The organism is Thalassospira sp. MIT121401 (assembly GCF_047125595.1).
Classification (GTDB): domain Bacteria; phylum Pseudomonadota; class Alphaproteobacteria; order Rhodospirillales; family Thalassospiraceae; genus Thalassospira; species Thalassospira povalilytica.
Map to the genome: position 1 here is coordinate 2,440,065 of NZ_CP138926.1, position 12,769 is coordinate 2,452,833.

General features: G+C 55.6%; 12 protein-coding genes. 9 read left to right on the forward strand and 3 right to left on the reverse strand.

Annotated elements, in window-relative coordinates; all coding sequences use genetic code 11:
* Nucleotides 1-60: 60 nt before the first annotated feature.
* Nucleotides 61-807, reverse strand: a complete 747-nt coding sequence (locus SIB88_RS11180; RefSeq protein WP_412558089.1) for a FadR/GntR family transcriptional regulator — start codon at nucleotides 805-807, stop codon at nucleotides 61-63.
* A 566-nt stretch (nucleotides 808-1,373) separates the two neighbouring features.
* Here SIB88_RS11180 and SIB88_RS11185 point away from each other — a divergent pair.
* The 3 genes from SIB88_RS11185 to SIB88_RS11195 all read left to right on the forward strand — a co-directional run bounded on the left by SIB88_RS11185 (nucleotide 1,374) and on the right by SIB88_RS11195 (nucleotide 4,047).
* A complete protein-coding gene (locus SIB88_RS11185; RefSeq protein WP_341653820.1) occupies nucleotides 1,374-2,147 on the forward strand; it encodes an SDR family oxidoreductase in 774 nt (257 codons plus the stop codon).
* A 69-nt stretch (nucleotides 2,148-2,216) separates the two neighbouring features.
* Nucleotides 2,217-3,206: an AraD1 family protein gene (gene araD1 / locus SIB88_RS11190; RefSeq protein ID WP_286887916.1), complete on the forward strand. Its 990-nt coding sequence runs from the start codon at nucleotides 2,217-2,219 to the stop codon at nucleotides 3,204-3,206.
* Between the two features lie 166 nt (nucleotides 3,207-3,372).
* Nucleotides 3,373-4,047 carry a dihydrofolate reductase family protein gene (locus SIB88_RS11195; protein WP_412558090.1) on the forward strand — a complete coding sequence of 225 codons (675 nt, stop codon included), beginning with the start codon at nucleotides 3,373-3,375 and terminating at the stop codon, nucleotides 4,045-4,047.
* 106 nt (nucleotides 4,048-4,153) lie between these two features.
* Here SIB88_RS11195 and SIB88_RS11200 read toward each other — a convergent pair whose 3' ends face one another.
* Entirely contained in the window at nucleotides 4,154-5,371 is a 1,218-nt protein-coding gene (locus SIB88_RS11200) for an MFS transporter (RefSeq protein ID WP_412558091.1), read from the reverse strand.
* Between the two features lie 108 nt (nucleotides 5,372-5,479).
* Here SIB88_RS11200 and SIB88_RS11205 point away from each other — a divergent pair, with 108 nt between their 5' ends.
* Nucleotides 5,480-6,496, forward strand: coding sequence for an AraC family transcriptional regulator (locus tag SIB88_RS11205; RefSeq protein ID WP_412558092.1), 1,017 nt, complete (start codon nucleotides 5,480-5,482; stop codon nucleotides 6,494-6,496).
* On the opposite strand, the gene SIB88_RS11210 is transcribed toward SIB88_RS11205, so the two are convergent.
* Nucleotides 6,481-7,242 carry an IclR family transcriptional regulator gene (locus tag SIB88_RS11210; RefSeq protein ID WP_412558093.1) on the reverse strand — a complete coding sequence of 254 codons (762 nt, stop codon included), beginning with the start codon at nucleotides 7,240-7,242 and terminating at the stop codon, nucleotides 6,481-6,483. The genes SIB88_RS11205 and SIB88_RS11210 overlap by 16 nt on opposite strands.
* Before the next feature lie 138 nt (nucleotides 7,243-7,380).
* Between SIB88_RS11210 and SIB88_RS11215 the strand changes: the two genes are divergently transcribed.
* From SIB88_RS11215 to SIB88_RS11235, 5 genes are all read left to right on the forward strand, one after another.
* Nucleotides 7,381-9,108, forward strand: coding sequence for a thiamine pyrophosphate-requiring protein (locus SIB88_RS11215; RefSeq protein WP_412558094.1), 1,728 nt, complete (start codon nucleotides 7,381-7,383; stop codon nucleotides 9,106-9,108).
* A 164-nt stretch (nucleotides 9,109-9,272) separates the two neighbouring features.
* Nucleotides 9,273-11,087 carry a sugar phosphorylase gene (locus SIB88_RS11220; protein ID WP_250283859.1) on the forward strand — a complete coding sequence of 605 codons (1,815 nt, stop codon included), beginning with the start codon at nucleotides 9,273-9,275 and terminating at the stop codon, nucleotides 11,085-11,087.
* Between the two features lie 115 nt (nucleotides 11,088-11,202).
* Nucleotides 11,203-11,679 carry a hypothetical protein gene (locus tag SIB88_RS11225; RefSeq protein ID WP_101246391.1) on the forward strand — a complete coding sequence of 159 codons (477 nt, stop codon included), beginning with the start codon at nucleotides 11,203-11,205 and terminating at the stop codon, nucleotides 11,677-11,679.
* Nucleotides 11,680-11,742: 63 nt separating this feature from the next.
* Nucleotides 11,743-12,255 carry a hypothetical protein gene (locus tag SIB88_RS11230; RefSeq protein ID WP_170310171.1) on the forward strand — a complete coding sequence of 171 codons (513 nt, stop codon included), beginning with the start codon at nucleotides 11,743-11,745 and terminating at the stop codon, nucleotides 12,253-12,255.
* 10 nt (nucleotides 12,256-12,265) lie between these two features.
* Nucleotides 12,266-12,760 (forward strand): hypothetical protein, encoded by a 495-nt coding sequence (locus SIB88_RS11235; RefSeq protein ID WP_101246389.1) that lies wholly within the window; start codon nucleotides 12,266-12,268, stop codon nucleotides 12,758-12,760.
* Nucleotides 12,761-12,769 lie beyond the last annotated feature (9 nt).

Sequence of the window (12,769 nt, forward strand, 5' to 3'; positions counted from 1 at the left end):
AAAAACGGGCGCCATTGGCGCCCGTTTCTGTTTGGTTTAAAACCGGCAATCGGTTGCGAATTACAGCCCGATCTTGTCCCAGTCGTGATCGACCGACATGCCAAGTTGCTGGCGGAGCTGGCGCATGGTGCGGCGAAGCAGTTTGTGCATGGTCGCGCGCGCTTCGTCAGGGTCGCGGTGGCTGATGGCGGCATAGACCGCATGATGGTCGGGAAGCGATTGCACATGGGCCTTTGGGCCACCTGACGACAGGCGGAATGATCCGATCAGGGCGGTTTCAATCAGCATACCGAATGATTTCATGAAATCGTTGCCAGATGCATTAAGGATCGCCTGATGGAATTGCAGATCGGTAAGATAGACCGCCTCGGTCCCCGGTTCGGCCTTTTCCATGGCGTCATAGGCATCGCCAATCGCCTTGATTTCCTCGGGCGTTGCGCGCACTGCAGCCATGGCGACCGTATTGGGTTCAATGATCAGACGCGTTTCAAACAGCGCATACAGGAATGCCGGGTCCGGGTCCGGGAAGTGCCAGGACAGGACATCAGGGTCCAGAAGGTTCCAGCTTGACCGCGGTTTGACGCGCGTACCGGTTTTCGGACGGCTTTCGATCAGGCCCTTGGCCGACAGGATCTTGATCGCTTCGCGCAGGGCCGTGCGTGATACATCAAGGGATTCACTTAATGCCGCCTCGGTCGGAAGCACATCCCCCGGCGCCAGCTGGCCCGAAACAATCCGTGCACCAAGATCATGGGCAACGATGCTGTGCAGGCTGCGTTTGGCGTAGGTTCTTGACATCGACGACATTAAATTCCCTCCGGCATGGCCATGGGCCAGGACCTTGTAAAAATGCAAAACGGCAAAAGGCCCGCTTTGATATTATTCATATAATATGAATTAATTTCGAGGGCAACTTATCTGACCCCTCCAACGCTTTGTGTTGCAAAGCATATAATTATTTCGGGCAGGGGTGTAGTGATCGACGGTGAAGTGCCAAAGGTCATGGTGTTATAAACTACTGCGCGACAGATCGAAAGAATTCACTTCACCCGTTTGTCGCTTGACAGGCCCGGATATCCTGATCATTAATGTTATTGTATGAAGAATTAAAAACATAATTTTCAGGAGGAAGCATCATGATCACGGGCCGGATGACAATGCCGCAAAACTGATCCGCACAGTTGCCCGATGCGGGCAATTGGCACCGCAACCCGTTTTACGGACAGGTGTCTTTTGCGCTGCACATATCGGCAATGATGCCTATTCTGAACATTATGGAATGCAAATCCGGATCGCGTGCGGGGTGGAGTCCCCGTGCCGGACCGGCAGAGAGACACCAAAAGAGAAACCACACGACGGGAGAAGCACCGATCATGTCTGATCGCATGCCGACACACTATACCAGCCTTGAAGATAAATCGGTATTCATCACCGGTGGCGCATCGGGTATTGGCGAGGCCCTTGTTACCGCCTTTGTCGAGCAGGGCGCCAAAGTCGCCTTTGTCGATATCATGGAAGATGCGGGCAACGCCCTTGTCGAGAAGCTTTCAAAAGACGCGCGCAATGCGCCGGTCTTTATCAAATGCGACCTGACCGATATCCCGGCCCTTCAGGCTGCGGTTGCCAAGGCCGCTGAAATCAACGGACCGATCACCGGGCTTTTGAACAATGCCGCCAATGATACCCGCCACAAATGGCAGGACGTGACCCCGGAATACTGGGATGACCGCCAGGCAATCAATATTCGTCCGTCCTTCTTTACCATTCAGTCCGTCGCCCCGATGATGCAAAAGGCCGGCGGTGGTGCCATCGTTAATTTCGGGTCGGTCAGCTGGATGATGGGGCAGGGCGGCATGCCGGGCTATACCACGGCAAAGGCCGCAACCCACGGGCTGACACGCGGCATGGCGCGCGATCTGGGCAAGGATCATATCCGGGTCAATACCCTTGTTCCGGGCTGGGTGATGACCCAGCGCCAGCTTGATCTTTGGGTTGATGAGGCGGCCGAGCGCGAAATCGATGAACGCCAGTGTCTGAAGAACAAGGTGATGCCACAGGATATCGCGCGCATGGCGCTGTTCCTGATTTCCGATGAAAGCCGGATGTGTACCGCCCAGAACTTCATTGTTGATGGCGGCTGGGTCTAGGGCGGTTTTGCCCGTGGCGATCAAGCCGACATTCACATAACCGACAAAGATCATTCAGGACGAACTTTCATGAGACTGGTTCAATACAAGGATACCGCGGGTGCGCAGCATGTTGCCGTGGTCGAAGACGAAAATACCCTTATCCCGCTCAAGGGCGTTTCCACCACCCGTGAACTTGCGACCATCGCACTTGCCAAAAACATGACGATGATCGAAAAGGCGAAAATTCGCATGGGGGACGACCGCGTTGATTATAACGAGGTTGTCCGTGACGGACGCCTGTTGCCGCCGATTACCCATGTTGATCCGGCGCATTTCCTTGTCACCGGGACCGGGCTTACCCATCTTGGTTCGGCCTCTGCGCGCGCAAACATGCACAAGGCCAACAACAAGGCCGCCGATGAAACAGATTCTATGAAGATGTTTCGCATGGGCGTCGAAGGCGGCAAGCCCAAGGCCGGTGAGCATGGTGTGCAGCCCGAATGGTTCTATAAGGGCGATGGATCCATTGTTGCCAATCCCGGGGCGGCGATCCCGAGCCCGTCCTTCGCCCTTGATGGCAGCGAGGAACCGGAAATTGCCGCAGTTTATATCATTGACCATGACGGAACCCCGGTGCGCATCGGCTTTGCGATCGGAAACGAGTTTTCCGACCATGTGATGGAGCGCCAGAACTACCTTTATCTGGCGCATTCAAAGCTGCGCCATTGCGCGATGGGGCCGGAATTGCTGCTGGGGGATCTGCCTAGCCATGTCGAGGGGACCTCGCGTCTGTATCGCGATGGCAAGGTGATCTGGGAAAAGCAGTTCGTCAGCGGCGAAGACAATATGTCGCACTCGCTCGCCAATCTTGAATATCACCACTTCAAATACGACCTGTTCCGCCGCCCGGGTGATGTGCATGCGCATTTCTTTGGCACGGCGACACTGAGCTTTGCCGATGGCATCACGACACAGGACGGTGATGAATTCGAAATTTCATCTGCCCTGTTTGGCCGCCCCATCCGTAACCGCCTGATGGTTCAGGCAGAACGCCCGGTGGTGGTCAAAGCCATCTGATTTTTCGGGAATTCTGTGATTCCAAAGGGCGTAAAAGCCCAGTCTCCCTCCGAACGACACCAACTTCCCCGGCGCCGCAATGTGCCGGGGTTTTCTTTTGCCGCATTGGCGATGCAGGCGTAACATGCCTGAAAATAAAGTTCGGCCTGCAAAAAGGAGCGTTCAGATGAGGAAGGTGATTGTATCGGCCTTTGTGTCGGTTGATGGCGTGATGCAGGCCCCGGGCGGCCCGGACGAAGACATCGCCGGCGGATTTGAATTTGGTGGCTGGACTTTCCATTATTGGGATGCGGAAATGGGCAAGATCATGGGGGATCATTTATCCGCGTCCTATGATCTGCTGCTGGGGCGATATACCTACGATATTTTTGCAGCCCACTGGCCCTATGCCGGCGATGATGATCCGATCGGGCAGAAATTCAACAGTGTTGCCAAATACGTCGCGACTTCCGATCCCGACAGTCTAAGTTGGCAAAATTCGGTGGCGCTTGATGGCGACATTATCGATGCCATTCGTACTCTTAAGGCGGGCAATGGACCGGATTTGTTGACACAGGGAAGCAGCAAGCTTGTCCAAGCCCTTATTGCCAATGATCTGGTTGATGAATATCGCCTGTGGGTGATGCCCGCCATCCTTGGCAGGGGCAAGCGCCTGTTTGGCAACGACGGTGCGCCAACCAACCTGAAACTGGTTTCAAGTCAGTCCTTTTCGACGGGCGTGTGCCTGAATATTCTGCGTCCGGACGGGGCTGTTAAATGCGGGTCCTTTGCCCATCACGCCCCGTCGGATGCTGAACGTGAAAGACAGCGCAAAATGCGCATCGCCGAAGGGCTTGCCTGACTTGATCGAAGCCTATGAGCAGGGTGGTCAAATGTAAAAAAAAGCAGCGGATAACCCGCTGCTTTTTCGTTTGTCGTGTGATCTGTGTTGCAGGTGGTGCGAGGGATCAGGCCTGTTCGCTGACAGCCGGGGCGGGGCGCAAGACAGCAGTAACAACGACCGAGGCAACGACAAGGGCGATGCCGCCAAGTTCAAAGACGCCAAGTGCACCGATAAAATCAAACATCACCCCGCCAATGATGGCGCCGGCCGCGATTGCGGTTTGAAAACCGGCAACCAGAAGCCCGCCGCCGCTTTCGGCTTCATCGGGAACCATGCGGGTGATCCAGGTCGACCAGGCGACCGGCACACCGCCAAACGCCATGCCCCAGATCGCGACCAGAACAATGGTCGGGTTAAGCGCGCCATTGATCATCACCATGGCAAGGGCGCAAAGCCCCATGATGAAGGGCATCAGGGCAATGGTCATGCGCAGTGACCGCGCAATCAACGCACCGGCCAGATGGGTGCCGAAAAAGTTGGCGACCCCGAAGCCCAGCAGCACACCGGAAATCCCCGCCGTTGCCACACCCGTGACGTTTTCAAGGAACGGGCGGACATAGGTAAACAGGGCAAAGTGACCGGTAATGATGATGACCAGTGACAGCAGCCCGAATTTCATGCCCGGACGATTGATCAGATCAACAAGGGTGCGCAGCGATGCGCGTCCGCGCGGTGGCAGGGATGGCAGGGTTGCGAATTGTACGACGAAGGTAATGACGCCGATGCCCGCAGCCAGCAGGAAGACCGCACGCCAGCTGATGATATCGCCAAGGAAGCTGCCCACCGGGGCGGCAAACACGGTGGCAGCCGAAACGCCACTGAACATGATAGCAAGCGCACGCGGCACATGGTTTTCGGGCACCAGTCGCATGATGGTTGCTGCCGACATTGTCCAGAAACCGCCAAGCGCGATGCCCAGAAGAACGCGGCCAACCAGCAGGAAGGCAAAATTTTCTGCCGACGCAACGATGATGCTTGAGACCACCAGCAATATCGAGAAGGAAAGCAGGACATTGCGGCGGTCAAACCGGCGGGTGACGGTGGCAATCAGAAGACTTGTGATCAGGGCCAAAAAGGCCGTTGCCGAAATGGCCTGACCGGCGAGGCCTTCGGATACCGAAAGGTCGGACGCAATCGGGGTTAGAAGACTGACCGGCAGGAATTCGGCTGTGACCAGCCCGAATACCCCCAGTGTCATTGAAATGACGGCGGCCCATGCAGCAGGTGCTGGCGCGACGGCGGACGTCTGCGCGGGCCGGGCGTCGGATTGTGGTTCACTCATGCGGAAGTCCTTTTACAGGTGTTTGTGCATTGCACCTAAAATAGACTGGACCGTTCGGACGATCTATGACAGTTTGTCTGGATTAATTGATCAATCGTCCGGAATGTCATGTCCCCCATCCCGAATGCCGCATTCAACAGCCCGTCAAACCATATCGAGGGCCAGTTCAACGAAGCGGGCCATGATATGGTCAATGATCTGCTGTCGGGGGTTCGATTGCGCGGACTGGATTATCGCCGTATCGAGATTTCGGCGCCTTATGGCCTGCGCTTTGGCGAGGATATGGATGACACCCGTGCCTGGTTTCATTTTATCGGGCAGGGTACAGTTCATCTTCGCACCAAAAGCGGGGCGGTGCATGTTCTGGGTTGCGGGGATGCGGTATTGCTGCCTTGTGCGGGCATTCACGATCTTTACAGCGAAGATGGCGTTGCCATGCGCAGTGTCGATGCCTTTGAAAAGGCACCGCTTTGTGATGCGGCGTCTGAAATCCGGGCGTGCGAAGCGGATGCCTGCCGGTCAAAGGACAATCTGATTTTCAGCTGTGCGATGGAATTTGATCTGGGGTGGCTGCATCCGCTGGCGCATCTCAAACCGGAAATCATGCATATCGAAACCGTGCCCGATCATGATCCGCAAATTCCCGCGATCCTGGATGTCATGACCAGCGAATTGCGCGCCAAGCGTCCGGGCTATGGCGTGATCCTGACAAGGCTTGCCGATGTGGTGGCCGCCGCCATCCTGCGGCGCTGGGTCGAGGCGGGTTGTGATGTTTGCGGCTGGGTCGAGGCCGTGCGTGATCCCAAACTTGCGCGGCTGCTGGCCGCCTTGCACAAGGAGCCGGGCCGCAACTGGTCGGTTGCCGATATGGCATCGGAAATGGGGATGTCGCGGTCGGTCTTTGCCGAACGGTTTGTCGAACTGACCAAGGCCACCCCGCAGCAATATCTGACCAATTTGCGCATGCGTCTGGCCAGCCAATGGATCGGGCGTGAAAACCTGTCACTTGACGAGGTTGCCGAACGGCTTGGCTATGCCTCGGTCGCGGCATTCAGCCGCGCGTTCAAGCGCACCACCGGCAAATCACCCGGCGCCATCCGTCATATGGATTACTCCGCGCCGTAAAGGGCCTGGCGGGCGGTTTGTTTGGCCGATCGCAGATGATCAAGCAGACTGTCGCGATGCTGGCCAAGGATTGCGGGGGATGCGCCGAAAACCGAAAAGCCTGAAATCATTTTGCCATGCTGGGTCGTGATCGGAACAGCAATGGCATAAATATCATTTTCACGTTCGCCATTATTGGTGGCAAAGCCCTGTTGACGGATTGTTTGCAGTTCGTCCCGAAGGGTTTTTATGTCGGTGATGGTGTGATCGGTCATGCCATGCAGTTGGGCGTTCTTGAAATAGCGGTCCTGATCTTCAGAGCCCATATGCGCCAGCCATAATTTGCCGTGCGCCGTGCAAAAAGCATCCAGTTTCGAGCCGATCCGGATATCGACATAAAGCGGCCGGTCGGGCAGGGATTTGGCGATGCAGACCGCCATGTCACGATCAAATTCGGTTGCCATGCAGGCTTCCCCGGTGTCACGCGCCAGCTGATCAAGGATCGGTTGCAACAGGGTCGGCAGATTGCCGTCATGCAAAACCCGTTCGCCCAGATCGGCAAACATATATCCCAACCGGAAAACTCCGCGTGACGATGCCCGCAACGCGCCGGCATGGACCAGCGTGTGCAAAAACCGATGTGCGGTAATCATATTGATGCCAAGAGCGTCTGCGGTTTCCTTTGCCGTCAGTTCGGATTTCCCCGCGGCAAAAAGGTCCAGAATTTTAAAAGCCTTCAGGACAGATCCATTGAGCTGGCTGGTCATGATTTTCCATTCACATAAAAACGCCACGGGTCAAAGCCGGACGCGATGCTTGACGCCGCCCGGATTTCAATAATAAACTATATTATAAATCATATTTCAAATATAGAAATATTGAAAGAGCAAAACAAGAGGCGTCTGATGACAAGCGACACGCGTGACAAATCCGGTCAGATTACCCTGACCGCCGGCGGGGCGGTTCTGGCCCGCATGAAGGCGATCGGGATTGATTATATCTTTGCCAATTCCGGCACCGACTTTCCGCCGATCATCGAAGGTCTGGCCGAAGCCGCAGCAAAGGATATCGATCTTCCCAATGCTTTGATCATGCCGCATGAAAATGCGGCGATGGGCATGGCGCATGGCTATTACCTTGCGACCGGAAAAGCGCAGGCCGTTATGGCGCACACCAATGTCGGTCTTGCCAATTGTGCGATTGGCGCGATCAATGCCGCGACCGAACATGTGCCGGTCGTCCTGATGTCGGGCAGAACCCCGGTGATGGAAAAGGGCCGCCTTGGTGCGCGCACCGTTCCGATCGGCTGGGGCCAGGAAATGCGCGATCAGGCAGCACTGGTGCGTGAAAGTGCGAAATGGGAATATGAACTTAAATTCCCCGAACAGGTGCCCGAAGTCGTTGATCGTGCCTATGCCATCGCATCATCGGTGCCCAAAGGCCCGACCTATGTCAGTCTGCCGCGTGAGGTTCTGTGTGAACCCTGCCCAGGGGACGAGATTGACGGGCCGCTTCGCATGCAGCCGGTTCCGGTTGCCCCGCCGCAAGCCAGTGTCGAGCAGGCCGCCGACATTCTTGCCACTGCCAGGAACCCGGTGATCATTGCCCAGCGCGGGACGGGAACAGCCGAGGCATTTGGCCGCTTTTCCGAACTGGTTGATCAGTGGGGCATTCCGGTCGTGCAATATTGGGCGATCCAGCTTGCCATCGGCACCGAACATCCGATGTTTGCCGGGATGGATCCGGCACCCTGGCTTAAGGATGCCGATGCGGTGGTGGTGATTGATTGTCTGGCGCCCTGGTCGCCCGATATCCATACGCTGCGTCCCGACTGCAAGGTGGTTCAGATCGGTCAGAACCCGCTTTATTCCCGTTTCCCGGGGCGTAACTTTGCCGCCGACATCTCGCTTGTTGGCGAAACCGGTGATGTCATCATGATGCTGGCAGATGCCATGGATCGCCGTCATGCCGATCATGCTGCCGTCTGTTCGGATCGTCGGGGCAAAATTGCCACGATCAATGCCGAAACCCGCAAGAAAGCACTGGCGATGGCCAATACCGGGGCGGTGGACCCGATGACCAAGGCCTATGTTTCGCGCTGCCTGTCCGATGCGATTGCCGGTCGTGCGGCAACCGTCTTTTCCGAGCTTGGCTGCCCGCTGGAGCCGCTTTCACTTTCGGAACATGGCAGCTGGTATCAGGAGCCGCATTCCGGTGGTCTTGGCTGGTCGTTCCCGGCATCGATGGGCTACCAACTTGCCGATAAGGACAAGCTTGTGGTCGCCACCATGGGCGACGGATCATACATGTTCGCCAACCCGACGGCCTGTCATCAGATCGCCGAGGCGCTTGAGCTTCCGATCCTGATCCTTGTTCTGAACAATAATGAATGGGGGGCGGTGCGTCAGTCGGTGGCGGGGATGTATCCCAACGGCTATGCGGCGAAAACCAATGAAATGCCGCTAACAGCCCTTAAGCCCAGCCCGGATTTCACCAAGGTTGCCGAGGCCAGCCGCGCTTGGGTCGCCAAGGCCAAACGCCCCGAAGACCTTCCGGGGATCCTGCGCGATGCCATCAAACATATCGACACCAAGCGTACCCATGCGCTGGTCGAGGTAACGATTGCGCCGTAAGGCACGATCGTTGCAGTCGCCATGTTGTAGCGCCCGGCCTTGTGCCGGGCGTTTTGCGTATTAATGCCTGCTTTGTCGGCAGAATGGAATCCCTGCTTGCATCCTGTGCAATTTCATTATTTCATTGCGTAATGCTTTGAATTGCCTGCCCGGAAGGAGCCAGTATGGATCGTGTTGTCGGAACCTCGGGACGGATTGCGTTTGCCAGCGCGATGCGCAACCTGCTTGCAGATGTTTATCCCGAACACGATCACGAAGCATTGGTGCTGCGCGTTTTTGACGAGCTTGGCCTGCCGGTCGAAGGTGACGGGCCGGAACCCAAAGAGGAAAACCTGCGCAAATGGGATCAGCGCGATGCGTTTCTGATCACCTATGGCGACAGCATCCATCAGGACGGCAAAAAGGGTCTGCAAAGCCTTGGCGAATTTCATCGTAAATGGCTGAAAGACTGGCTTACCGGCATTCATATCCTGCCATTTCATCCCTTTACATCCGATGACGGATTTTCAGTCAGTGATTTCAGCCAGCTTCGCACGGAGCTTGGCGATTGGGGCGATGTCGAGGATCTGGCGAAGCATGGCACGGTGATGGCCGATCTGGTGGCCAATCATATTTCGGCGTCGCATCCCTGGTATCAGCAATTTCTGGCCGGTGAAAAGCCCGGTGTCGATTACATCAAAACCGCAAGCCTTGAAGATGATCTTTCCGATGTGGTGCGCCCGCGCAGTCATGCGTTGCTGAATGATGTAGTGACCAAGGACGGCGAAAAGTTCGTCTGGTGCACCTTCAGCTATGATCAGGTTGACCTTGATTACGGCAACCCGGATGTGTTTTTCGAAATGCTGCGCGTGGTGCTGAATTACCTGAAGCATGGCGTGCGCGTGGTGCGGCTTGATGCCATCGGCTTTATCTGGAAAGAGGTCGGAACGACATCCATCAATCTTGATCAGACCCATAAACTGATCAAGGCCATGCGCCTGGCCTGTAATGCGCTTTATCCCGATGTGCTGTTTATTACCGAAACCAATTTGCCGCTTCTGGAAAACCTGTCCTATTTCGGCAATCAGGATGAAGCACACCTGATTTACAACTTTTCGCTGCCACCGGTGATCATTCATGCATTGCTGAGCGGGCGAAGCGACTATATCCGCAAATGCATCATGGCGATGCCGCCGGCCCCGGCGGGCTGTACGTTCTTTAACTTTACCGCCAGCCATGATGGTATTGGTCTGCGCCCGGCCGAAAACCTTATTCCCGATGAAGATATTGATGGCCTGCGCGAGCATGCGCTCAAGATGGGCGGGCAGGTCAGTTACCGTGCGCTTAAGGGGGGCGGGCAAAAGCCCTATGAGCTCAATGTGACGCTTTACAGCATGCTGGCGGAAAACTTCGCCGGTGAAGCGACCATGGGGCTTGAACGGTTTGTGATGAGCCAGGCAATTGCCATGTCGCTTGAAGGGATCCCGGCGATCTATGTTCAGACCATTCTGGCAACGGAAAATGATCAGGCGGCTTATGAGGAAACCGGTATTCCGCGCCGCCTGAACCGCAAGATCTGGAAGCTTTCCGATGCAGAACGGGTTCTGTCCGAAGATGGTCCGGCCAAATCGGCGTTTGATCAGTTGCGCGCGCTTATGTCGATCCGTATGGGACAACCTGCTTTTCACCCCAATGCCACGCAATATACCCTTAATCTCGGTCCGGATTTGCTGGGCATCTGGCGGCAGTCGCATTTGAATGAACAAAGCATTTTCTGTGTCTTTAACCTGACCGAGACCCAACAGGATCTTGATCTTTCGAAGATCAATCTGATCATGACCGAAGGCTGGCAGGATTTGATCACCCAGCAAGTGATCGAAGATTACGACGGGATCATGAAACTGGCGCCCTATCAGATCGTGTGGATTTCCAACCGGGACGGGCGCAACCGTACCGAAAGCCGGTTGCTGCAACGCTATCGGGATGCCATGCCGGTCTGATCGGTTTTTCAGATTGTGCAAAAAATACGCAGCCGATGCGTTTATCGTTGCGTCACAAAATGTGCTTTGCAAAACTCGTGTCCAGATAGCAGGACATAGAGGGCAATTTACGCACATGGCGTATGCGCAGGAAATCGAAATTCCGCACTTGCCCGATGATACAGAAAGCCGCGTAAGATCCTATTTCGAGGTTTGGCAAGCGGCGGCAAAGGGTGGCAAGGTTCCTGACCGAAAGGTGCTGAACGGTCATGTTCTGGCGCCTTGGGTCGATGATATCTGTATCTATGAATATCTTCCGCAAAAGCGTGATTTTATCATCCGCATCGATGCCCCGAACATCATTGACGCCAGCGGCGAAGATTATCATGGCTGTTCACCCCGGCAGATTGATCTGGATTTTGGCACCACATTACACGCGACATTGCTTGAGGTGATCGATCACGGCAAGCCGGCCTTTCACCGCATCGGTTATGAACGCAAGGTCTGGGAAGAATGGCTGCGTCTTTTGTTGCCTATGCGGGCAACCGACCGGCAGGGGCGGGTTATCGAACAGGTTTTCGTCACCCACTTCTTTTATCGCGGGGCATCGTGATTATTTGGCTTTCATACTTGTTTCGGGGCGTGATTTACCCACGTGCATATCTGGGAAAATGCCATGATACCATCACGCGCGCTTGAATCAGCAGACACCGAACTGGACGGGTTGCCCGAGGACGTTGATGTCCGGGTCATTGCGCTTGTCGACACATGGTATGATGCATGGACCCAGACCGGAATAAACAGCGTGCCGTCACGCGCCATTCTGAATGCGGAACGTCTGATCCGCTGGCGCGACGAGATCAGTGTTTATGAATATCTGCCGGTCCGGAATGACTTTCTGGTGCGCATTGATGCACCGTCAATTGTTGCTGCCACGGGCGAAAATTTTCAGGGATCTACCCCGCGCGAGATCGACCTGAAATATGGCACCTGTCTGATGGCGGCATTGCTAAAGACAATGTACGAAAAGCGGCCGACTTTCCATTATGTGAATGTGGCCGGAAATCATGCCAAACACCGTCATTGGTTGCGTGTCCTGTTGCCGGCGCAAACCATGGACCAGTTTGGTGACCCGATCTATCAGGTGCTTGGCGCACGTTTCCCCTACGAGCCGATGCACTATATCTGACGGATGTGCAATGGCCGGGCTTGGTGGTTCGCATGACAAGGAAGTGCCGCTGGATCGGCTTGGCGCGGATGCACCGGCCGGGGCGCATGCGCTTTTGGCATTGTGGGGCCGGGCTGCTGCACGGCGCAGAATTCCGACCCGTTGCGACTTTACCCCGGATACGTTGTCCCCATGGATTGATGATATCAGCATCTATGAATATCACCCGGACAAGGATGATTTTCAGATTTTGCTCGAAGGTGAAAACATCATTGCGCTGACCGGCGAGGATTGGCGCGGTGCCTTTGCCCGTGAAGTGGATTGCCATTTTTCAACTGCATTGCATGCGGCCCTGTCCGCGGCACGCAAAACAGGCAAGCCGCAAATCCATCATTTGCAGATCTTTCAAAAAGACTGGCGCAAAGGGGTGCGGCTGTTATTGCCGGTGGTTCTTGAACGAAAAGGCCAGGAAGACGTTCTTCAGGTCTTTCTGGCCATATTTCCATTCCCCGATCATACGCAATAGCAGCGAGCC

Coding starts and splice junctions, on each gene's coding strand:
- SIB88_RS11180 (WP_412558089.1), bottom strand. CDS start 807: ATGTCGTCGATGTCAAGAACCTACGCCAAACGCAGCCTGCACAGCATC.
- SIB88_RS11185 (WP_341653820.1), top strand. CDS start 1,374: ATGTCTGATCGCATGCCGACACACTATACCAGCCTTGAAGATAAATCG.
- araD1 (WP_286887916.1), top strand. CDS start 2,217: ATGAGACTGGTTCAATACAAGGATACCGCGGGTGCGCAGCATGTTGCC.
- SIB88_RS11195 (WP_412558090.1), top strand. CDS start 3,373: ATGAGGAAGGTGATTGTATCGGCCTTTGTGTCGGTTGATGGCGTGATG.
- SIB88_RS11200 (WP_412558091.1), bottom strand. CDS start 5,371: ATGAGTGAACCACAATCCGACGCCCGGCCCGCGCAGACGTCCGCCGTC.
- SIB88_RS11205 (WP_412558092.1), top strand. CDS start 5,480: ATGTCCCCCATCCCGAATGCCGCATTCAACAGCCCGTCAAACCATATC.
- SIB88_RS11210 (WP_412558093.1), bottom strand. CDS start 7,242: ATGACCAGCCAGCTCAATGGATCTGTCCTGAAGGCTTTTAAAATTCTG.
- SIB88_RS11215 (WP_412558094.1), top strand. CDS start 7,381: ATGACAAGCGACACGCGTGACAAATCCGGTCAGATTACCCTGACCGCC.
- SIB88_RS11220 (WP_250283859.1), top strand. CDS start 9,273: ATGGATCGTGTTGTCGGAACCTCGGGACGGATTGCGTTTGCCAGCGCG.
- SIB88_RS11225 (WP_101246391.1), top strand. CDS start 11,203: ATGGCGTATGCGCAGGAAATCGAAATTCCGCACTTGCCCGATGATACA.
- SIB88_RS11230 (WP_170310171.1), top strand. CDS start 11,743: ATGATACCATCACGCGCGCTTGAATCAGCAGACACCGAACTGGACGGG.
- SIB88_RS11235 (WP_101246389.1), top strand. CDS start 12,266: ATGGCCGGGCTTGGTGGTTCGCATGACAAGGAAGTGCCGCTGGATCGG.